This is a genomic window from Brevundimonas sp. (assembly GCF_046295075.1).
GTDB lineage: Bacteria > Pseudomonadota > Alphaproteobacteria > Caulobacterales > Caulobacteraceae > Brevundimonas.
In genome coordinates this window covers 78,061-98,982 of the sequence record NZ_JBKBOC010000005.1, presented here as the reverse complement: position 1 = coordinate 98,982, position 20,922 = coordinate 78,061, and the positions used below count along the sequence as shown (strand labels likewise).

Annotated in this window: 21 protein-coding genes; 17 read left to right on the top strand and 4 right to left on the bottom strand. The window is 66.3% G+C overall.

Annotated elements, in window-relative coordinates; translation table 11 throughout:
- Positions 1-88: 88 nt before the first annotated feature.
- The 8 genes from dusB (at position 89) to ACK4MH_RS06160 (ending at position 9,812) form a co-directional block, all read left to right on the top strand.
- The gene (dusB, locus tag ACK4MH_RS06195; protein WP_409716216.1) at positions 89-1,144 is read left to right on the top strand and encodes a tRNA dihydrouridine synthase DusB; all 1,056 of its coding nucleotides are present in this window, start codon (positions 89-91) and stop codon (positions 1,142-1,144) included.
- On the top strand, positions 1,141-3,411 hold the full coding sequence (locus ACK4MH_RS06190; protein WP_409716214.1) for an ATP-binding protein: 2,271 nt from the start codon (positions 1,141-1,143) through the stop codon (positions 3,409-3,411). Before dusB ends, ACK4MH_RS06190 begins: the two co-directional genes overlap by 4 nt.
- Positions 3,412-3,420: 9 nt before the next feature.
- Positions 3,421-4,827 carry a sigma-54-dependent transcriptional regulator gene (locus tag ACK4MH_RS06185; RefSeq protein ID WP_409716212.1) on the top strand — a complete coding sequence of 469 codons (1,407 nt, stop codon included), beginning with the start codon at positions 3,421-3,423 and terminating at the stop codon, positions 4,825-4,827.
- Positions 4,827-5,687: a D-amino-acid transaminase gene (locus ACK4MH_RS06180; RefSeq protein WP_409716210.1), complete on the top strand. Its 861-nt coding sequence runs from the start codon at positions 4,827-4,829 to the stop codon at positions 5,685-5,687. The genes ACK4MH_RS06185 and ACK4MH_RS06180 overlap by 1 nt, the downstream gene beginning before the upstream one ends.
- A 9-nt stretch (positions 5,688-5,696) precedes the next feature.
- Positions 5,697-6,458, top strand: coding sequence for a class I SAM-dependent methyltransferase (locus ACK4MH_RS06175; protein ID WP_409716208.1), 762 nt, complete (start codon positions 5,697-5,699; stop codon positions 6,456-6,458).
- Positions 6,459-6,608: 150 nt separating this feature from the next.
- Positions 6,609-6,854, top strand: coding sequence for an RNA chaperone Hfq (gene hfq, locus ACK4MH_RS06170; RefSeq protein ID WP_003164861.1), 246 nt, complete (start codon positions 6,609-6,611; stop codon positions 6,852-6,854).
- A complete protein-coding gene (gene hflX / locus ACK4MH_RS06165) occupies positions 6,855-8,168 on the top strand; it encodes a GTPase HflX (RefSeq protein ID WP_409716206.1) in 1,314 nt (437 codons plus the stop codon).
- 6 nt (positions 8,169-8,174) lie between these two features.
- Complete coding sequence (locus ACK4MH_RS06160; protein WP_409716203.1) at positions 8,175-9,812, top strand: Na+/H+ antiporter; 1,638 nt, start codon at positions 8,175-8,177, stop codon at positions 9,810-9,812.
- Between the two features lie 3 nt (positions 9,813-9,815).
- On the opposite strand, the gene ACK4MH_RS06155 is transcribed toward ACK4MH_RS06160, so the two are convergent.
- The 3 genes from ACK4MH_RS06155 to ACK4MH_RS06145 are packed head-to-tail and all read right to left on the bottom strand — an operon-like array spanning position 9,816 to position 12,632.
- Positions 9,816-10,472, bottom strand: coding sequence for an HAD family hydrolase (locus ACK4MH_RS06155; protein WP_409716200.1), 657 nt, complete (start codon positions 10,470-10,472; stop codon positions 9,816-9,818).
- A gap of 7 nt (positions 10,473-10,479) precedes the next feature.
- A complete protein-coding gene (gene mazG / locus ACK4MH_RS06150) occupies positions 10,480-11,274 on the bottom strand; it encodes a nucleoside triphosphate pyrophosphohydrolase (RefSeq protein ID WP_409716197.1) in 795 nt (264 codons plus the stop codon).
- Positions 11,271-12,632, bottom strand: coding sequence for an MFS transporter (locus tag ACK4MH_RS06145; RefSeq protein WP_409716194.1), 1,362 nt, complete (start codon positions 12,630-12,632; stop codon positions 11,271-11,273). Before ACK4MH_RS06145 ends, mazG begins: the two co-directional genes overlap by 4 nt.
- A 105-nt stretch (positions 12,633-12,737) precedes the next feature.
- Between ACK4MH_RS06145 and ACK4MH_RS06140 the strand changes: the two genes are divergently transcribed.
- The 5 genes from ACK4MH_RS06140 to ACK4MH_RS06120 all read left to right on the top strand — a co-directional run bounded on the left by ACK4MH_RS06140 (position 12,738) and on the right by ACK4MH_RS06120 (position 15,976).
- Positions 12,738-13,595, top strand: coding sequence for a D-alanyl-D-alanine carboxypeptidase family protein (locus ACK4MH_RS06140; protein ID WP_409716190.1), 858 nt, complete (start codon positions 12,738-12,740; stop codon positions 13,593-13,595).
- Positions 13,571-14,029 carry a hypothetical protein gene (locus ACK4MH_RS06135; protein ID WP_409716187.1) on the top strand — a complete coding sequence of 153 codons (459 nt, stop codon included), beginning with the start codon at positions 13,571-13,573 and terminating at the stop codon, positions 14,027-14,029. Before ACK4MH_RS06140 ends, ACK4MH_RS06135 begins: the two co-directional genes overlap by 25 nt.
- Positions 14,030-14,125: 96 nt before the next feature.
- A complete protein-coding gene (gene wrbA, locus ACK4MH_RS06130) occupies positions 14,126-14,728 on the top strand; it encodes an NAD(P)H:quinone oxidoreductase (protein WP_409716184.1) in 603 nt (200 codons plus the stop codon).
- Positions 14,729-14,732: 4 nt separating this feature from the next.
- Positions 14,733-15,491 (top strand): 4,5-DOPA dioxygenase extradiol, encoded by a 759-nt coding sequence (ygiD, locus tag ACK4MH_RS06125; protein ID WP_409716181.1) that lies wholly within the window; start codon positions 14,733-14,735, stop codon positions 15,489-15,491.
- 104 nt (positions 15,492-15,595) lie between these two features.
- Positions 15,596-15,976, top strand: a complete 381-nt coding sequence (locus tag ACK4MH_RS06120; protein WP_409716178.1) for an endonuclease domain-containing protein — start codon at positions 15,596-15,598, stop codon at positions 15,974-15,976.
- A 51-nt stretch (positions 15,977-16,027) separates the two neighbouring features.
- Here the strand turns inward: ACK4MH_RS06120 and ACK4MH_RS06115 are convergent, their stop codons facing one another.
- A complete protein-coding gene (locus ACK4MH_RS06115) occupies positions 16,028-17,572 on the bottom strand; it encodes an AMP-binding protein (RefSeq protein WP_409716175.1) in 1,545 nt (514 codons plus the stop codon).
- A 183-nt stretch (positions 17,573-17,755) separates the two neighbouring features.
- On the opposite strand from ACK4MH_RS06115, the gene lipA reads away from it, so the two are divergent.
- Genes lipA through ACK4MH_RS06095 form a run of 4 tightly spaced genes read left to right on the top strand, consistent with a single transcriptional unit; the run spans position 17,756 to position 20,838 of the window.
- Entirely contained in the window at positions 17,756-18,718 is a 963-nt protein-coding gene (lipA, locus tag ACK4MH_RS06110) for a lipoyl synthase (protein ID WP_346496864.1), read from the top strand.
- Between the two features lie 7 nt (positions 18,719-18,725).
- The gene (locus ACK4MH_RS06105; RefSeq protein ID WP_409716170.1) at positions 18,726-19,178 is read left to right on the top strand and encodes a type II toxin-antitoxin system RatA family toxin; all 453 of its coding nucleotides are present in this window, start codon (positions 18,726-18,728) and stop codon (positions 19,176-19,178) included.
- On the top strand, positions 19,175-20,290 hold the full coding sequence (locus ACK4MH_RS06100; RefSeq protein WP_409716167.1) for an NAD(P)/FAD-dependent oxidoreductase: 1,116 nt from the start codon (positions 19,175-19,177) through the stop codon (positions 20,288-20,290). The genes ACK4MH_RS06105 and ACK4MH_RS06100 overlap by 4 nt, the downstream gene beginning before the upstream one ends.
- Positions 20,287-20,838, top strand: coding sequence for a sugar O-acetyltransferase (locus ACK4MH_RS06095; protein WP_409716164.1), 552 nt, complete (start codon positions 20,287-20,289; stop codon positions 20,836-20,838). Before ACK4MH_RS06100 ends, ACK4MH_RS06095 begins: the two co-directional genes overlap by 4 nt.
- The last annotated feature ends 84 nt before the right edge of the window (positions 20,839-20,922 follow it).

The following is a 20,922-nucleotide window of genomic DNA, read 5'->3' as shown; positions in this document are numbered from 1 at the left end:
TTGATAGTGCGCGCCGCGACGGGGCGAAACCATCAATCGGCCGTGGTCATGCTTGACGAAGGGGGCTGGGATGCTGCGAAAGACGCCTATGGCCAAGACCTTACAGATCGGCGACGTGACCGTGCACGGCCAGGTGCTGATGGCGCCGATGACCGGGATCACGGACCTGCCGTTCCGCGTGCTCGCCTCGCGACTGGGCGCCGTCTATGTCGCGACCGAGATGGTGGCGGCAAAAGAGCTGGCGCGCGCGCGACCCGACGTGGTGCGGCGTGCGGCCGTGGGGGCGGGCCTGCCGCTGACCGTGATCCAGCTGGTCGGGCGCGATCCCGAACAGATGGGCGAGGGCGCGCGCATGGCCGAAAAGGCCGGGGCGGACATCGTGGATCTGAACTTCGGCTGTCCCGCTAAGGAGGTCACGGGCTCGGCTGCAGGTTCTGCGTTGATGCGGACGCCCGATCTGGCCTGCCGGATCATGGAGGCGGCGGTTCAGGCGACGAGCCGGCCGGTGACGGTCAAGATGCGGCTGGGCTGGGACGACGACAGCAGGAACGCCGCCGAACTGGCCAAGCGCGCCGAGGATATCGGCGTCAAGGCGGTTACGGTGCACGGCCGTACGCGCAAGCAGTTCTATACCGGCCGGGCGGATTGGGATGCGGTCGGGGCGGTCAAGGCGGCTGTGGGCATTCCTGTCATCGTCAACGGCGACATCATCACGGCCGACGAGGCGCGCGAGGCGCTGGCGCGGTCGGGCGCCGACGGCTTGATGCTGGGGCGCGGCGTCTATGGCCGGCCGTGGCTGGCGGCGCATCTGGAGCGGGCGCTGACCGACGGCGTGGCGCTGGAGGAGCCGGGGCCGGACGAACGGCTGGCCATCGTGATCGAGCACCTGCGGGCGTCGGTCGAATTCTACGGCATGCCGCTGGGGCTGAAGATGTTCCGCAAGCATCTGGGCTGGTATATCGAACAGGCGCCCTGGCCGGCCGATCCGCAACACCGACGTGAGGCCAAGGCAAGAATTTGCCGACTGGACGAGCCACAGGCTGTTGAAGCGGCCATGCAGGACCTGTGGCGGCCGGATTTGCCGCAAATGCGCAAGTCTGCTGTTGAAAATGCGCCACAGGTGTTGGAGACTGCTGTGGCATGACGGATACGCCTTCAGCGAAGACCTCTCCGCCCGACCTCGCGTCGGATGATGGGTCGTTCTGGGGGTGGGTCGATACGGAGCGGGCGCGGACCGGGTTCGGGTTGGCGTTTTTCCTGGCCGTCGCGATCACGGCGGCGGCGATCTGGCTGGTCGCTGTAGCGCCCGGCGCGACCTCGGGCGCGGCGCGTGGATCAAGCAGTCAGATCGCGCTGATCGTGTTGGCCGGCAATCTGGTCCTGATTTCCGGTTTGGCCTTCATTGTGGGACGGCGTGTCCTAACGCTGGCCCGCAGCAAGGAAGAGGCAGGGTCACGCCTGCACCTGCGGTTCGTCGCCCTGTTCTCGATGGTGGCGCTGATCCCGTCGGTGCTGATCGCCCTGGTGTTCGGTGTGCTGGTCAACCGCGGCGTGGACCAGTGGTTCAGCCAAAACGTACAGGCTTCTGTCGAAAACGGCGCCATCGTGGGTCGCGCCTACATTCAGGACGTGTCCTCGGCTATGGACGCCGACCTTGTGACGATTTCGGATCAGTTGGGCAGCGCTCGAAGCCTGTTTAATGATCGCATCCAGTTCAACGACGCCCTGGGCCAAGTCGGCGACATCTTCGGCTATCCCGCCATCTATATTCTGGACAGCCAGGGCGAGGTGCTGGCCCGCGCCGAAAAGCCGGGCGCGCCTCCATATCTCGCGCCGCCACGCGATGAACTGGCGGCCGCCGCCGACGGGGGGCAACCACCGCAAACTGTCACCCAGAACCCGGACGCCGTAAGGTCGATCATCGCCTTGCCGGCCTATGGCGACGCCTATCTCTATCTGGTGCGTCCGCTGCAGGACGGGCTGGTGGCGCGGATGAATACGTCGATCCAGTCGATCCAGGCCTATCGCGAGGCGCAGGACAGCCGTGCGCGGATCCAGTCGGCCTTCATCCTCAGCTATCTGGAGACGGCGCTGCTGGTGCTGGTGGGGGCGGTTTGGCTGGGGATGTCGGCTGCGAGCAGCATCTCCGCGCCCATCGGGCGGCTGGTCAAGGCGGCGGGGCAGGTGGCGGGCGGCGATTTCACCGCGCGGGTGGACAGCGACGGCGCTCCGGCCGAGATCGCCACCCTGTCGGATGCCTTCAACCGCATGACCGGCGATCTTCAGGCGCAGCAGGCGGCGCTGAAGGCGGCCAGTGACGAGGCCCACGACCGGAGCCGGTTCATCGAGACCGTCCTGTCCGGCGTCAGCGCGGGCGTCATCGGCCTGGACAAGCGCGGTCGGGTTTCCGCAATCAACGAAAGCGCCCTGCAACTGCTGCACATTGAAGACGCCGAGGTGCTGGGGCACGAACTGGCGGCCCTGTCGCCCGAACTCAGCGATCTGGTGCGCCGCGCCGAGGCCCATATCGAGGAAGACATCGACGTCAGTCGCGGCGGGGATACCAGCCGTTTACGGGTCCGTATCGAGGGCGGGCTGGGCGGCGAGATGGTGCTGACCTTCGACGACATCACCCGTCTGGTGACGGCGCAGCGCAACGCGGCCTGGCGTGATGTGGCCCGCCGCATCGCCCACGAGATCAAGAACCCACTGACGCCGATCCAGCTGTCGGCCGAGCGGCTGAAACGCAAATATCGTTCGCGGATCGGCGAGGACGTCGAGATTTTCGATCGCTGCACCGACACCATCATTCGACAGGTCGGGGACATCGGCCGGATGGTGGACGAGTTCTCGTCCTTCGCGCGGATGCCGGCGCCACGCTTCGCCCCTGAAGACCCGGCCGAAATGTTGCGCGAGGCGGTGTTCGCCCAGCGGGTGGCGGCTCCGGATATCGTGGTGGACATCACCGAACCCCTGCCCAAGGCGACCTTGCATGCCGACGGCCGCATGGTGGGGCAGGCGCTGATCAACATCCTGAAGAACGCCGGCGAGTCCGTCGCGGCGCGTCGTCTGACGGCCGGAGAGGCGGCGGCGTCGGACAATGCGGGCGTGATCGCCTCCCTGACGGTCGAGGACGGCGTCGCCACCTTCGTCGTCGAGGACGACGGCGTCGGCCTGCCGGCGCGTGACCGAGACCGCCTGACCGAACCCTATGTCACCACGCGCGAGAAGGGCACCGGCCTGGGCCTGGCCATCGTCAAACGCATTTGCGAGGACCACGGCGGCGAGTTGAAGCTGGCCGACGCCGAAACGCTTCGCGGCGCGCGCGTGTGCATGATCTTCCCCCTAAAACCCCACGGCAAAAGCGGCGACGGTGCGGAGCGCAGGCTCCAGACCCTGGCCGCCGAATAGCGAGGCAAGATGCGACCAACCGGTTCCGACATTCTCGTCGTCGATGACGAGGCCGACATCCGCGACCTGGTGTCCGGCCTGCTGGAGGACGAGGGGCACGCCGTGCGCGTCGCCGCCAACTCCGATGAGGCCCTGGCCGCGATCCGAGCCAGGAAGCCGTCGCTGGCGATCCTGGATATCTGGATGCAGGGCGGTGGTCTGGACGGGCTGGAACTGCTGGAGGTGGTCAAGGAGCTGGACCCCGACCTGCCGGTGGTGATGATCTCGGGCCACGGCAATATCGAGACGGCGGTCACGGCGTTGAAGCGCGGCGCCTACGACTTCATCGAAAAGCCGTTCAAGTCGGACCGGCTGGTGGTCGTGGTCGAGCGGGCCATAGAGGCGGCGACCCTGAGGCGCGAGAACCGTCGACTGCGTGTGCAGACCATGACGCCGTCGGGCCTGATCGGCCGGTCGCAGGCGGCGCAGGCGCTGCGCAGCACCATCGCCAAGGTGGCCCAGGCCAACAGCCGGGTCCTGATCTCCGGTCCGGCCGGGTCCGGCAAGGAACTGGTGGCGCGCCAGATCCACGAGGCCAGCCCACGCGCCCGCGCAGAGTTCGTCGCCATCTCGGCCGCCGGCATGACGCCGGAGCGGCTGGATCTCGAACTGTTTGGGGAGGAGGGCCAGGACGGCCGGCCGCGCAAGATCGGCGTGTTCGAACGCGCCCACAACGGTACGCTCTATCTGGACGAGATCAGCGACATGCCGCGCGAGAGCCAGAGCCGCATCCTGCGGGTTTTGGTCGATCAACGGTTCCGCCGGGTGGGCGGAGAGCAGGACGTGCAGGTCGATGTGCGCGTCGTGACCTCCACATCGCGCGATCTGAAGATCGAGATCGCGGAGGGGCGGTTCCGTGAGGACCTGTTCCATCGTCTGAACGTGGTGCCGATCCGCGTGCCGGCCCTATCGGAGCGGCGTGAGGACATCACCGAACTGGTCGAATATTTCGTCGAGACGATCAGCGCCTCGCAGGGCTTGCCCAAGCGGATCATCGGCGACGATGCGGTGGCGGTGCTGCAGGTTCATCCCTGGCCGGGCAATATCCGTCAGTTGCGCAACAATATCGAACGGCTGCTGATCCTGGCGACCGGCGATCCGGCCGAGACGATCACCGCCGACATGCTGCCGCAGGAGGTAGCGACCTCGAACGGCGGGCCTTCGTCGCTGGGCGGCGAGCGCACGATCGCGCTGCCTTTGAAAGAGGCGCGCGAGGTGTTCGAGCGCGAATATCTGGCGGCCCAGATCATGCGGTTCGGGGGCAATATCTCGCGCACCGCCGCCTTCATCGGCATGGAGCGGTCGGCCCTGCACAGAAAGCTGAAGTCGCTGGGCGTATCCCCCGCGCGCGGCGGCGAAGAGGAAGAGCCGGCCTGATGTCCCGCGTCGCCTATGTGAACGGCGCCTACAGCGCCCACGGCGAGGCCGTGGTCCATATCGAGGACCGGGGCTTCCAGTTCGCGGACGGTGTCTATGAGGTCTGGTCGGTGTTCGACGGCAGGCTGGCCGATTTCGAAGGCCACATGACCCGCCTGCACCGCAGCCTGACCGAGCTGAAGATCGACATCCCCATGAGCGCGGCGTCTTTGGGCGTGGTGCTGCGCGAGACCATCCGGCGCAACCGGGTTCGCGATGGGCTGGTCTATCTGCAGGTCACGCGTGGGACGGCGTCGCGCGATCACGCCTTTCCGACGGACATCGCGCCCAGCGTCATCGTGACGGCCAAAAGGCTCGATCTAGCCAAGGGCGAAGCGATGGCGGCCAAGGGGGCGGCAGGCGTGACCCGACCCGACATCCGCTGGGGCCGTTGCGACATCAAGACGGTAGGCCTGCTGCCGAACGTGCTGGCCAAACAGGCGGCGCGCGAACGCGGCGCCTATGAGTGCCTGATGTACGACGAGATGGGTCTGATCACCGAAGGCGCGTCCACCAACGCCTGGATCGTGGACGAGCACGGCAGGCTGCGGACGCGCGATACGCAGGCCAACATTCTGCGCGGCGTAACGCGTGAGGCGATCCTGAAACTGATCGCGGCCGAGGGCATCGAGCTGGACGAGCGACCCTTCTCGGTCGAGGAGGCCAAGCGGGCGCGCGAGGTGTTCGTCACCGCCGCCAGTTCCTTCGTCATGCCGCTGGTTTCACTGGACAGCGTGAAGATCGGCGACGGCAGGCCCGGGCCGATCGCGACCCGCCTGCGTGAGGTCTATCTTGATCAGGCGCGCCGCGACGCTGTTTGAGGAATGACGATGCTCAAGACTCTGTTTGGTCGCACGGCCGCAAAAGCGACGCCGCGTGACACCGATGCGGATTGGGAAGAGATCGGTCGTACGAATCCCTACTACGGCGTTCTGACGGATCCTCGCTTCAAATCTGACCGATTGACGGACGAGGTTTTGGCCGACTTTTTTCGGAGCGGCGAGTATGCGGTTGAGCATGAGGTCAGCAGGCTGAAAGGGCGATACCCCGACTTCGAACCAAAGTCCGCTCTTGATTTCGGCTGCGGAGTCGGACGGCTGACGCGCGCCCTGGCTGCTAGGACAGGCGATGCATTCGGCGTGGACATCTCGGAGTCAATGCTGGCTGAGGCACGCCGCAATGTGCCCACGAGCGCCGCGTTCGGACGGGAACTGCCGGATCGAGCGTTCGATTGGATCGTCTCTTTGATTGTTTTCCAACACATCCCGCCGGAGCGTGGCTACCCTTTGTTGAAAGCCCTGCTGGCCCGGCTGGCGCCGGGCGGGTTCGTCACGCTGCAGTTCGCACTCTATCGGGATGCGCGTCATGCGTCCGTTCCCGGTGGACGCATCGTGATGGGCGATGACTTCACCACGGTATCGAACGTCGGCGCCCTGCGCGATCTGTCCAAAGGGGAAATGGTCATGTTTGACTACGACCTGACAGTGATCGCCGCCATACTCTTCGCCGCAGGCGTAACAGACATCGATCTGTCCCACACCGACCACGGCGGGTTTCACGGCGCCTCCATTCATGGCCGTCGGTTCATTTAACGCTCTTGAACAATACGCTTGTCGTGATGATCTAGAAAAACAGGCGCCGACCGTTGCGGGTGCGGCTAGGCGGCGGTTAAGGTCGCGATTGGCCGCATCGGCCACGCCGCTCCCACGGCGACGAACAATGAAGAACAGGAAAAACCTGCCATGTCGCAAGACAAACGTCAGAACCTTCAGGACACCTTCCTCAACTCGGTCCGTAAGACCAAGACGCCGCTGACCATCTTCCTGGTGAACGGGGTCAAGCTGCAGGGCATCGTAACCTGGTTCGACAACTTCTGTGTGTTGCTGCGCCGCGATGGCCAGTCCCAGTTGGTGTACAAGCACGCCATCTCCACCATCATGCCGTCCGCGCCCGTGCAACTGTACGAGCCCGACGCCGAAGAAGATTGATTGACCCAAAAACTGATCGACCATTCCGTTCCGCTGATCCGGGCGGTCGTCATCCATCCCGACCGACGCTCGGACAGCCCTCGGCTGGCGAGCGAGCGCCTTGAGGAAGCCGTGGGCCTCGCCCGCGCGCTGGACCTTGACGTGCGCGCCGAAGAGATCGTGCGACTGCGTGGAACCACGCCTGCCACCCTGTTCGGAAGCGGCAAAGTCGAGGAACTGGCGGCCCTGGTTCGCGCCGCAGACGCAGAGGCTGTCATCATCGATGACGCCCTTACGCCGGTGCAGCAACGCAATCTGGAGAAGGAATGGGAGGTGAAGGTCATCGACCGCACCGGCCTGATCCTGGAAATCTTCGGACGACGTGCGCGGACCAAGGAAGGTCGATTGCAGGTCGAACTGGCCCGTTTGGACTATGAAAAGTCGCGGCTGGTGCGGACCTGGACCCACCTTGAGCGGCAACGCGGCGGCACCGGCTCGACCGGCGGTCCCGGCGAAACCCAGATCGAGCTGGACCGTCGACTGATCGGCGACCGGATCGTCAAGCTGAAGGCCGAGCTGGAGGACGTGCGCCGGACGCGTGGTCTGCACCGGAAACAACGCCAGAAGGCGCCGTTCCCGACCATCGCCCTCGTCGGCTACACCAATGCCGGCAAATCGACCCTGTTCAACCGGCTGACGGGGTCCGAGGTCTTCGCTAAGGACCTGCTGTTCGCGACGCTGGACACCACCCAGCGCACCATCCGCCTGCCACAGGGCCGTCCGGCCATCGTGGCGGACACCGTCGGCTTCATCTCCGACCTGCCGCACGAACTGGTCGAGAGCTTCCGCGCAACCCTGGAAGAGGTGGGCGAGGCCGACCTGATCCTGCACGTCCGCGACATCGCATCGGCCGACAGCGACGCCCAGGCCAAGGATGTCGAGGCGGTGCTGAAACAGATCGAGACGCCCGAGGGCAAGACCCGTCGGGTGCTGGAGGTCTGGAACAAGATCGACCTGCTGGACGACGAGGCGCGCGAGGCCGTGCTAGGCCAGGCCGAACGTCTGGCCAAGGAAGGCGAGGCGGTCGCCGTTTCGGCCTGGACGGGCGAGGGGATCGAACCTCTTCGCCAGATCATCGCGGGCCTGATCGACGACGACCCCGAGACCCGACTGACCCTGGAGCCCGAACAAGGCGAGGCGCTGGCCTGGCTTTACGAGCACGGCCGGATCACCCAGCGCGAGACGGACGAGCTTGGCCGTACTCATGTCATGGTCCGGCTGCATCCTGCGGCGCTCGGGCGATTCGAACGCCTGTATCCCGACCTGGCCGACTGAGTTCCCATGCATCTGATCGAAACCGTCCTGCTTCTGCTTCTGGCCGTAGTGGTGTCGGGTTCGATCGCGAGGATCACGCGCGTCGCCCTGCCGCTGGTGCAAATCGGGCTGGGGGCCGTCATCGTTCTGGTGACTGGCAAGACGGTCGATCTGGAACCGGACATCTTCTTCCTGCTGTTCCTGCCGCCGCTGCTGTTCCTCGACGGATGGCGCATTCCCAAGGAGGCCCTGTTCCGCGACCGAGCCGTGATCCTGGAACTGGCCCTCGGGCTGGTGCTGTTCACCGTTGTCGGCCTGGGCTTCATGATCTGGTGGATGATCCCGGAGATGCCGCTGCCGGTGGCCTTCGCCCTGGCCGCCATCCTGTCGCCGACCGATCCTATCGCGGTCCAGGCCATCGCCTCGCGCGCGCCCATTCCCAAGCGGCTGATGCATATCCTGGAAGGCGAATCGCTGCTGAACGACGCGACCGGCTTGACCTGTATGCGGATCGCGGTGATCGCGGCGACCACGGGCGCTTTCTCCATCGGCAGCGCCATCGGGACCTTCGCCTGGCTGGCGCTGGCGGGCGTCGCGGTCGGGGTGTTGGTGACGATGGCCATCGGCTACGCCAAGGCCTTCGTCAGCCGCCGTTGGGGCGAGGATGTCGGGGCGCAGATACTGGTCAGCCTGTTGATCCCGTTTGCGGCCTATCTGGTGGCGGAAGAACTGCATGCCTCGGGGATTCTGGCGGCGGTGGCGGCGGGCGTGACGATGAGTTTCACGGAACGCGGCAAGGTTGGCGGACAGTCGATGGCGATGACGCGGATCCGGCGCAGCGTCGTTTGGGATACGGTGCAGTTCGTCGCCAACGGCATCATCTTCGTGATTCTGGGCGAACAGATGCCTTCGATCATGTCGCGCGCGGCCGAGGTGGTCGCCGGCACCAGCCGCCCGGAGGTCTGGTGGCTGGCGGTCTATGTCTTCGGCATCGTCGCGGCTCTGGCGGCGTTGCGGTTCATCTGGGTCTGGACCTCGCTGAAGCTGACCCTGTTTCGTCGCCGACATCGCGGGCCGCCGGCCAAGGTCGGCTTGCGGCTGACGATGGTGATGTCGCTGGCGGGCGTACGGGGCGCGATCACCCTGGCCGGTATTCTGACCCTGCCGTTCGTCCTGGCCGACGGATCGCCGATGCCGTCGCGCAGCCTGGCCATCTTCCTGGCGGCGGGCGTGATCATCGTGTCCTTGGTCGTGGCGACTTTCGCCCTACCGCGGCTGCTGAAGAACGTCGAACTGCCGCCGGAGCCCACGCACGAGCAGGACGAGAACCGCGGTCACATCGCCGCTGCGACGGCCGCCCTGCGCGCGATCGAAGATGTGTCGCACGCCATGGCCGAGGGCAAGCCGAACCCCGATCTCTATTCCGACATCGCCAGTCGGATCATGGAGGTCTATCGCCAGCGCATCGAGACGCATACGCTCACCGAAGAGGACGATGCGGCCCTGACGCGAAAGATGGATGCGGTGGAGCGAACGCTGTGGCTGGCGGGTCTGGCGGCCGAGCGGGACGAACTTGCCCGTCTGGCGCGCGCGCGCAAGATCGACGAGGCCACGGCGAAGAAGATGATCCGAGAAGTGGATCTGCAGGAGCTGCGGTATCTGTAGGCGTCAGCGGTCCATGAAGGCTGCGACCGCCGCGTAGCTGTCGGCGATGTGGTGCGCGCCGCGCGCGACCAGGCGCTCGGCATGTCCTTCGCGGATATGGCCGCCGGCGGTCAGGCCGACGACGGTCATGCCCGCCGCGACGCCAGCGGTGACGCCCGCCTCGCTGTCCTCGATCACCAGGACGCGAGCCGGGTCTACGCCCATGTTTTCAGCGGCGTGCAGGAAGATGTCGGGGTGGGGCTTGCCGCGCTCGACCACCAGGCCGGTGAAGACGGCGCCGTCGAAATGATCGGTCAGGCCGAACAGGTCCAGGCCGACGCCGATCCAGTCGGGGCCGCTGGACGAGGCGATGCAACGGGCCTCGGGGCGGGCGCCGACGAAGTCGAGCATCCCCGGCACGGGCTGAAGCTGGTTCGGTGCGCGTTGGCGACAGGTCGCGAACCAGGTGGTGTGAAAGTCGTCGGGGCAGGCGCGGCCCAACGCGGCCTCGACCGCCGGCCGGTTGTCGCGCCAGCGCTTGCCCGTATAGGCGGCCAGGACGTCGTCCAGGCTGGTGGGCAGGCCGATGGCGGTCAGTTGTTCGGCCATGACGGTGCTGTTCAGCACCTCGCTGTCGGCCACGACGCCGTCGTAGTCGAAGATGATCAGGTCGTGGGTCATGGGCGGCTCAGTTCGCGGGAGCGGCCTTCTCGGTGACCTTTGCGGCGTCCCAGAGGCGGTCCATCTCCTCCAGCGTCGATTGGTCGGGGGTGCGGCCGGACTTGGCGAGTTCGGCCTCGATGAAGCCGAAGCGGCGCACGAACTTGGCGTTGGTGGCGCGCAGCGCATCTTCGGGCTCGACGTCCAGCTTGCGGGCCAGGTTGGCGACGACGAACAGCAGGTCGCCCAGTTCCTCGCGCGCCTTGGCCATGTCGCCGGCGGCGATCTCGACGCGCAGTTCCGCCACCTCTTCGGCCAGCTTGTCGAACACCTCGTCGGTCGAGGGCCAGTCGAAGCCGACGCGACCGGCGCGCCTGGTCAGTTTGGCGGCGCGGGTCAGGGCGGGCAGGCCGACGGGGACGTCGTCGAGGACGCCGGGCTTTTTGCGGTCCTTGCGCTCGGCGGCCTTGATGGCTTCCCAGGCGACGGTCTGTTCTTGTGAAGAGCGTTGGGCCTCGTCGCCAAAGACGTGGGGGTGGCGGCGCTCCAGCTTGTCGGCGATGGCCGTGACCACGTCGTCGAAGGCGAACAGTCCCTGTTCCTCGGCCATGCGGGCGTGGAAGACGACCTGGAACAACAGGTCGCCCAGCTCGCCCTTCAGCTCGTTCAGGTCGTTGCGCTCGATGGCGTCGGCGACCTCGTAGGCTTCTTCAATCGTATAGGGGGCGATGGTGGCGAAGGTCTGCTCCACATCCCAGGGGCAGCCGCCGTCCGGGTCGCGCAATCGCTCCATGACGCCGAGCAGACGGTCGATGGGTCTCAAGTGCGGGCTCCGTCGCGGGCTTCCAGCGCGAGACGGATCTCGTCGTGACGTTTCGGCGTCAGGGGATAGCCCTTCAGCACCCATGCGGCGGCGGCCAGCAGCAGGCCGGGGACCAGGATGAACAGGACCTGGAGCGTCAGCAGGGAGAACTCGCTGTTGCCGCCTGCTTCCGGGATCGCCTTGAAGCCTACCCATTGCAGGATGAGGTAGGGGATCAGGGCGACGACATGGCCGATCTTGGTCGTCGCCGACAGGACCGAGAACATCAGGCCGGTGCGGTCCACGCCGGTCTCCAGACGCACCTGGTCGCCCGCATCGGCCATCATAGCCCGCAACAGGAACAGGCCGGCGGCATAGGGCAGGCCGGCTATGAACATGGCGCCCGCCGTCAGCGCGAAGTTGCCGCCGGGGACCAGGGTGGCGGCGATATAGAGGCCGGCGAAGATCAGGCTGGCGACCGCCAGCGCCTTGTCCTTGCCGATGCGTGTGGCCAGCCAGGCCCAGATCGGCGCGCCGCAAAGACCCGCAACGAAATAGAACAGCATGAACAGGCCCGCCTGGCTGTGGTCGTAGCCCTTGATCTGGCCGAAGAAGAAGAACAGCAGCGAGCCGGTGATGCCGGGCGCGACGCCCAGCAGCAGGTCTGCGATCAGCAGCTTCCTGACCGTCGGCATCTTCAACAGGGCCAGATAGGCGCCGGCGCCGCCGTGGGGCTGGTCGCCCGCATTGACCGGCTCGGGCACAGCGACCATGGCCAGGCCTATGGTCAGGGGCAGGGCGATCAGGATGGCCCAACCCATGATCCGCACGCCGTCGGCATAGGTTCCGATGCCGGTCTGGACCACCACCGTCGGCAGGATCAGGATCAGGATCACCCCGATGATGTTGAACACCTGCCACCAGCCATAGACACGGCTGCGCTGGTCATACTGGGGCGCTAGGACGGCGGCCCAGCCGAGCTGACCCAGGGTGCCGATCGAGAATCCGAGGTAGAGGACCAGCAGCCAGCCGAACAGATAGGCCGGTCCGGCGCCCGGCTGGACCACCACGAACATCATGAAGGCCGAGAGCATCAGGATCGGCGTCGAGAGCGCCATCCAGGGTCGATAGCGGCCAAGGCGCGTCCTGGTCTTGTCCATGCCCCAGCCGATGAAGGGGTCGAAGACGATGTCGATCAGGCGCACCGCCATGAAGACGGCGGCGACGACGCCCAGCTCCAGACCCACATGGGTGGCGTAAAACTCGGGCAGGGTGACGGGCAGGGCCACGCCGAAAGCCGCCAGCGGCAGGCATGGGCCTGAAAAGGCGGCGAGCACCGCATTGGAGCGGCGGGGCGCGGTCGGCGCGGCGGTGGACATGCGTCGGTCCGAAAGGCGCGGCGCGAGTCGGCCGCGCGTCACCATGCCAGCGATCGGCGAAGCATGCACTTGTGAGATCGACCGGCTTGAGGCTTCCTGTGCGCCATGTGGCGAAGCCTTCTTGCGTTCCTGTCCCTTTGCTTTGCGTTGGTCTTCGCCGGCGGCGCGTGTGCGGCCGGCCCCTGCCACACCAATGCCGACGGTTGGCAGGCGCAGGGACTGGCGAATGCGGCCTCGGCCTATGGGATGGAGTGGGCGCCGTTCGGGGCGGCGGAGTGGGGGTGGCAGGCCTATCTGCCGCTGATCCAGCACGAGCTGCATACGCCCTGCGGCCCCGGTACGCCGATCTTCGCGTCGCAACTGGCGGGGTTCCAGCAGACCCACGGCCTGGCGCCCACAGGCCTGTTCGACGCCGCGACGTTTCAGGTGTTCAGGGGGCTATGGCAGGAGCGACGGCCATTCGTGATGGCGCGGGTCGGCGGCGCCTGTCCCGAGCCGCCGCCGATCAACCAACTGGGCTATCTGGTCGCTTCCGAGGAACATGCCGACCGTCTGACGCGCCTGTTGCGCCGCGACGTGCTGGACGCCTATCGCCGGCTGGTCGCCGCCGCCCGCGCCGAGGTTCCCGAGGTGGCGTCCAATCCCGAGCTGTTGCAGATATTCTCCGGCTTTCGCGACCCAGAAGCGGACGCTGCCCGCTGCGCCCGGCAGGGCAACTGCGACGGACTGCGCCGCGCCGTCTGTTCGCCGCACAGGACCGGGACGGCGGTCGATCTCTATGTCGGCCAAGCGCCGGGGCAGGGCGTAGATTCCACCTCGCCGGCCAGCCGCGAACATATGGCGCGGACTGCGACCTATAGTTGGCTGGTGGCGAACGCTGGACGGTTCGGGTTTACGCCCTACGTCTATGAGCCTTGGCATTGGGAGTACGTACGGCCGTGGGATCCTTCGTTCGCGCCCTGACCGCGGGTGAGGCGGCCCTGGGGCGCGAGGCCTTCGGGGCGGCCTTGCGCCTGGAGACCGTGCGTCTGATCGGCTGGCCGTTCCGGCGCGCCTTTGTCGCCGGGCGCTGGTTCGGGCGCGACTGGATCGTCTGGCCGCACAGGGCGATGTCCGGGGACTTCGCCTCGGCCTCGCTGCATCTTCAGGGCGTGCTCGTGCATGAGCTGACCCATGTCTGGCAGGCGCAGCAGGGGGTGAACCTGTTGTTCGCCAAACTGAAGGCGGGAGACGATGCGGCCGCCTATGCCTATTCGGCCGATCCGAACTGCCGTTGGGATTCGCTGAACATCGAGCAGCAGGCGATGGTGATGGAACATCGCTTCCATCGGATGCGTGGGGGCAGGGCGCCGGGCAGCGAGGCCTTCTATGACGCGGTCTGTCCTTTCGTGCGTTGAAACCCTGCCGGGGGCTTGCATGGGCCGAAGGGACACGCCAAGTTAGCAACGGTCGTTGTTGCGAATGACGGCCGGTCATTCAACGGAGCCTCCCAAATGCCCAAGATCCTCGTCCTCTATCACTCGACCTATGGCCACCTCGAAACCATGGCCGAAGCCGTCGCCGAGGGCGCGCGCGAGGTCGAAGGCGCGGTGGTGGACATCAAGCGCGTGCCGGAAACCGTGCCGGAAGACCTGGCCAAGGCCTCGCACTACAAGCTGGATCAGAAGGCGCCGATCGCCAAGATCGACGACCTGAAAGACTATGACGCCATCATCATCGGCGCGGGCACCCGCTTCGGCTCGGCCGCGTCGCAGATGCGCGCCTTCCTGGACCAGGCCGGCGGCCTGTGGTTCAGCGGCGCCCTGATCGGCAAGATCGGCGGCGCCTTCACCGCCACCGCGACCCAGCACGGCGGCCAGGAAACCACCTTCCAGGGGCTGCACAACTTCTTCATGCACCACGGGATGCCGGTCGTGGGGCTGCCCTATTCGTATCAGGCGATGATGACGCTGGACTCGGTCGAGGGCGGTTCGCCCTATGGCGCGACGACCATCACCGGCGGCGACGGTTCGCGTCAGCCCAGCGAGATCGAGCTGGGCGGCGCCAGGTTCCAGGGCAAGCACATCGCCGAACTGGCCAAGAAGCTGCACGGCTGATCCGATGCGCCAGCCCGCCGTCTTCTTCGGTCACGGTTCGCCCATGAACGCGCTTGGCGGTCCCTACGGGGCTGCGTGGCGCGCGCTGGGCGAGGCCATCGGCAAGCCCAAGGGGGTGGTGATGATCTCCGCCCATTGGGAGACGCGCGGGCTGGGCGTCACCGCGCAGGAGCAACCTGAAACCCTTCATGATTTCGGTAACTTCCCGCGTGAACTTCACGAGATGCAATATCCCGCACCCGGGTCGCCCGAACTGGCGGCGCGGGTGGCGGAACTGACCGGCGCGGTGCAGACCCAGCAATGGGGGCTGGATCATGGGACCTGGTCGGTGCTGTGCCATGTGTGGCCGGACGCCGACGTACCGGTGGTGCAGCTGTCGCTGAATCACGAGCTGACGGCGCGCCAGCACTACGAACTGGCCAAGGCCCTTCGGCCGCTGCGGGACGAGGGGATCGTCATCGCGGGCTCGGGCGACTTCGTCCACAATCTGCGGACCTGGAAGCGCGAAGACGGGGCCGAACCCTATGCCTGGGCGACCGGGTTCAACGAGGCGGTGAAGACCGCGTTCGAGAAAGCCGACCACGACGCCCTGATCGACTGGGTCGGCCTGGCTGAGGACGCCCAGCTGAGCGTGCCGACCGACGAACACTATCTGCCGGTGCTCTATGTCGCCGCCCAGCAGGAGCCGGGCGAGGCGGTCAGCTTCTTCAACGACCGCATCGACGGCGGCTCGATCTCGATGACCGGCGTCAGGATCGGCTGAACTTCACCTCCCTGTCGGCGAAGGCCGACGGGGAGGACAGGTGCGCCTTGCGCACCAGGTGGGGGCGACTCGGCGTCAAACATGAGTTGTGTTTTAGTCGCGCCATGGCTGACGGCTTGAGTTTCACACGAGCAAAGGCGTTTCGGAAGGCGTTGACGCCGCCGGAGTTTCGGCTGTGGCAAGCGCTGCGTCGCAACAGCCTCGGCAAGTTTAAATTTCGCCGTCAGCATCCCATCGGCCCGTACATCCTCGACTTCTATTGCGCGGCGGCGAAGCTGGCTATCGAAGTCGATGGCGCCGTCCATGATGAGCCGGCGCAGATCACGCATGATCGTCAGCGGACAGATTGGCTCCATGAGCGCGGCGTTCGTGTGGTGCGGTTAAGCGCCGTGAGCGTGATGCGAGATCATGCGGCCGTGGTCGATTTTATCTATGATTTGGTAAGCGCGTGTCTGGCGGCGGAGTCGCCCCCTCCTGACCGCTGACGCGGTCTGTCCTCCCCGTTCGCCTTCGCGAACGGGGAGGTGATGTTTATGTCAGGCGCTTTCGACCATCTTCTGGATCGAGACATAGTCCGTCTTGCCGGTGCCCAGGACCGGCACCTCAGCGACCTTGACGATCTTCTTGGGCACGATCAGCTCGGGCGCGCCGTTGGTGCGGGCCCATTCGGCCAGGGGCGCGACTTCGGCCCCGGCGTGATCGGTGACCAGCACCAGTTTCTCGCCCTTGCGGCTGTCGGGGATGGAGACGACGGCGTGGCGCTGATCCGGCCAGACGGCGCCGGCGATGCCTTCCACGGCGGTCAGGGAGACCATTTCCCCGCCGATCTTGGCGAAGCGCTTGGCGCGGCCCCGGATGGTGACATAGCCCTCAGCGTCCACATCGACGATGTCGCCGGTGTCCAGCCAGGTGTCGCCGATCGGATCCCAGGCCAGGGGTTCGGCCGAGGTGACATAGCCGCTCATGACGTTAGGACCGCGCAGCATCAGACGGCCGCCCGCGTCGATGCCCTCGACCGGCTCCAGCGTCCAGTCGATGCCGGGCAGGACCTGGCCCACGGTGCCGGGCGCGTTGCGGTGGGGGTGGTTCACGGCGATGACCGGCGAGGCCTCGGTCGCGCCGTAGCCTTCCAGCAGCACGACGCCACCGAACTTTTCGTCAAAGAGGGCGCGGGTTTCGGGCCGCACCTTCTCGGCGCCGGCGACCACGAACTTCAGCGTCGAGAAATCGTTCGGCTCGGCGACGCGACCGTACTGGTTCAGGAAGGTGTCGGTTGCGAACAGGATAGAGGCGTTCACCTGGGGCAGCAGGTCGGTGATCTGTTTGGCATGCAGCGGCGAGGGATACTGAAACGCCTTCAGCCCTTGCAGCAGCGGCAGGATGACGCCCCCGGTCAGGCCGAAACAGTGGAAGGTCGGCAGGGGATTGAACATCACCCATTCCGGCAGCAGGTCGATATGGGCTGCGACCTGACGGGCGTTGGCGACCAGATTTTTCTGGCTCAGCACCACGCCCTTGGGCGTGCCGAAACTGCCGGAGGTGAACAGGACCACGCCCGGCGCGTCCGGGTCGGTCTTGACGCGGAACCGCTTGGGCGCGGCGCCGGCGGCGAGGCCATACAGCTTGTCGGCCAGGCCGATGGTCTTGCGAACGTCGTCCAGCCACACGATGTCGGCCACCGTCTTCAGGTCCGCGATCAGGTCGTCCAGCTTGGCCTGTTCGATGAAGCGCCGGGCGGTCAGCACCTTCTTGACGCCCGACGCCTTGATCGCGGCCTTCAGATTCGCCTCGCCGGCGGTGAAGTTCAGCATCACCGGCACGCGGCCGTGGGCGTGCAGACCAAAAAAGGTGACGACGACGCCCATCGACGACGGCAGCAGGATGGCGACCCGCTCGCCCAGATCGGTCATGTTGGCGATCTTGCGGCCCAGCACGAAGGCGGCGCGGATCAGGCCGGTGTAGGTGAGGGGGTGGCGATCCTGATCCTCCAGAATTTCCTTGTCGCCGAACCGCGCCCGCGCATCGATCAGGGCGTCGATCAGGGACGAGTCGTAAAGCGAGGGATCCAGGGCCTGGCGCAAGCGCGTCTCCTACGGAGGGCGCGGACGGCCCTCTCTGTTGTTCGGGCGACTGTCATTAATGACGCCGTGTCATCTTGAAAAGATGCGTAACGTCGCGTGAGTTCCGCCGTGCGATCACGCCTGCGGCAAGTCTGTTACCCGGTGTGCCTTGCCTTAGCGCCTTCAAAGTCCGAAATACCGGGAATGGTCACCCTGATCGACACCCTTCAGCGCAAGCCTTCCGAGCTGCGTCACCCCGAAAAGCAGAACCGGCCCGAGTCGGTCGTTCTGAAAAAGCCCGACTGGCTCAGGGTCAAGGCGCCCGGTTCGGGCCAGTACAATGCGACCAAGGAGATCGTGCGCTCCAAGGGGCTGGTGACGGTTTGCGAGGAAGCGGCCTGCCCCAACATCGGCGAGTGCTGGAGCCAGAAGCACGCCACCCTGATGATCATGGGCGACACCTGCACGCGGGCCTGCGCCTTCTGCAACGTCAAGACGGGGCTGCCCCAGCCGCTGGACCCGGAAGAGGCCGGCAAGGTCGGTCTGGCGGTCCAGCAGATGGGCCTGAACCACGTCGTCATCACCTCGGTCGACCGCGACGACGTGTCGGACGGCGGCGCGGCCCATTTCGCCGAGGTGGTGCGCCAAATTCGCATCCAGGCGCCGGGCACCACCATCGAGATCCTGACGCCCGACTTCCTGCGCAAGGACGGGGCGGCCGCCGTGATGATCGACGCCAAGCCGGATGTCTTCAATCACAACCTCGAAACCGTCCCGCGCCTGTATCTGAAGATCCGTCCCGGCGCTCGCTACTTCCATTCCTTGCGCCTGCTGCAGATGGTCAAGGAGCGCGACCCCGAGCAGTTCACCAAGTCCGGCATCATGGTCGGCCTGGGCGAGACCAAGGAAGAGGTCATGCAGGTGATGGACGACATGCGGTCCGCCGGCGTCGATTTCATCACTATCGGCCAATATCTGCAGCCGACGCGCAAACATGCCGCCATCGACCGTTTCGTCACGCCGGAAGAGTTCAAGGCCTATGAGGCGATCGCCCGGGCCAAGGGCTTCCTGATGGTGTCCTCGTCACCGCTGACGCGTTCGTCGCACCACGCCGGCGACGATTTCGCCCGGCTGAAGGCGGCGCGCGAGGCGCAGCTGCGTCGCTAAGTCCCGAATGGCCGTCCACCGCGTCACACGCATTCTTCCCTATGCGCCCGAACAGCTTGCCGATCTGGTCGCCGACGTGCGCGCCTATCCCGACTTCGTGCCCTGGGTCACGTCGATGCGCGTCTGGAACGAGCGGGCCGAGGGCGAGGGCGTCACTGTGCTGGACGCTGAGGCGGGGGTCGGCTTCTCCTTCCTGAAGGAGCGGTTCTCCACCTGGGTCCGGCATGACCAGAACGCGCCCAAGGTCGAGGTCGGGCTGCTGCGCGGCCCGTTCAAGCACCTGAAGAACCGCTGGGAATTCTTTCCGCACCCCGACGGGGCGCGGCTGGAGTTCATGATCGACTTCGCGTTCAAGTCGAAGATGCTGGACCTGATGCTGTCGGCCAACTTCGACCGGGCGGTGGAAAAGCTGATCGGCTGTTTCGAGGCCGAGGCGAAGCGGAGATACCCCAGGTCATGAGTTTCGATTTCGACGCGACCGTCGTGGGCGCCGGGGCTGTGGGCCTGGCCTGCGGTCGGGCGTTGTCGAAACGAGGCCTGACGGTGCTGGTGCTGGAGAAGGAAGGCCATGTCGGCCAGGGCGTCTCGTCGCGCAATTCGGAGGTCATTCACGGCGGCCTCTATTATCCGACCGGATCGCTGAAGGCGCGGTTCTGCGTCGAGGGGCGGCGCGCCCTCTATGACTTCTTGGCCAGCCGCAAGATCGATTATCGCAAATGCGGCAAGCTGGTCGTGGCGACGCAAGAAGACAAGGTCGAGCGGATCGAAGCCATCTTCGAACAGGCGACGGCGAACGGGGTCGAGGGACTGGCGCATCTGACCGGCGCCCAGGCGCGGGCGCTGGAACCCGAGCTGAACGCCCACGCCGCCATCCTGTCGCCCGAGAGCGGCCTGTTCGACAGTCACGGCTATATGCTGGCCCTGCAGGGGGAGATCGAGGATGCGGGCGGCTCGGTCGTGGTTTCAGCGCCGTTCGAAGGCGCTGAGCCTCTGACGGGCGGAGGCTTTTCCGTTCGTGTCGGCGGGGAGGGGGCGATGCAGGTCACCAGCCGCCTGTTGGTCACCGCGCCCGGCCTGGCGGCTCAGGCCGTGGCTGCGGCCATCGACGGCTATCCGGCCAGCGACATTCCGGCGGGCCATTTCGGCAAGGGGGTCTATTTCCGTCTGGTCGGCAAGGCGCCGTTCGACCGGCTGATCTATCCGCCGCCCATCCCCGGCGCCCTGGGCACGCACTATCGCAAGGATTTGGGTGGGCAGGCCGTGTTCGGTCCCGACCTGGCCTATGTCGAGACCGAGGATTATTCGGTCGATCCGGCCAAGGCGGAGGTCTTCGCCGCCTATATCCGCCGCTTCTGGCCCGGCCTGCCCGACGGCGCCCTGACGCCCGACTACGCCGGCATCCGGCCCAAGCTGCATGGGCCGGGCGAGCCGCAACCGGACTTTCAACTGCACGGACGCGAGCATCACGGCATCGACGGCCTGATGGCGCTGTTCGGCATCGAGAGCCCCGGCCTGACCAGCTCCCTGGCCATAGGCGAGGCCGTGGCCGCCGCCCTGACGGAGACCGCATGACCGAACGCGAGAAGATGCTGGCGGGCCTGCCCTATGATCCGGGCGATCAGGACTTGCGGGACGGTCGCGCCCGCGCGGTCGGCCTGACCGTCGCCATCAACGCCGAGCCGGATCGCGAGCGGCGCGGCGCCCTGGTCAATGAGCTGGTGAACGCCGCCGACGGCAAGGCGGTGATCATGCCGGGCTTCTTCTGCGACTACGGTGTCAACATCCACCTGGGCGCGCGGGCCTTCGCCAACGCCAACTGCGTGTTCCTGGACTGCGCCGAAATCCGCATCGGCGACAACTTTCAGGCGGGGCCTGGGGTGCAACTTCTGACGCCGGAGCATCCGCTGGACGCCGTTGCGCGTCGCGGCGAGGAGACGGCGCGGCCCATCGTCATCGGTGATGATGTCTGGATCGGCGGCGGCGCCATCATTCTGGCCGGCGTCACCGTCGGGGATCGATCGGTGATCGGGGCCGGTTCGGTGGTGACCAGGGATGTGCCGTCGGATGTCGTGGTGGTCGGCAATCCGGCGAAAATCGTGCGTCGCCTCACACCTGCTTAAACGCCTTGAAATCGTCGCGGGGTTCATGCATAAGCCGCGCCTCGCGTGGCGGTCCCCCGTTCTTCCTTTGAAGGGTTCAGGGCC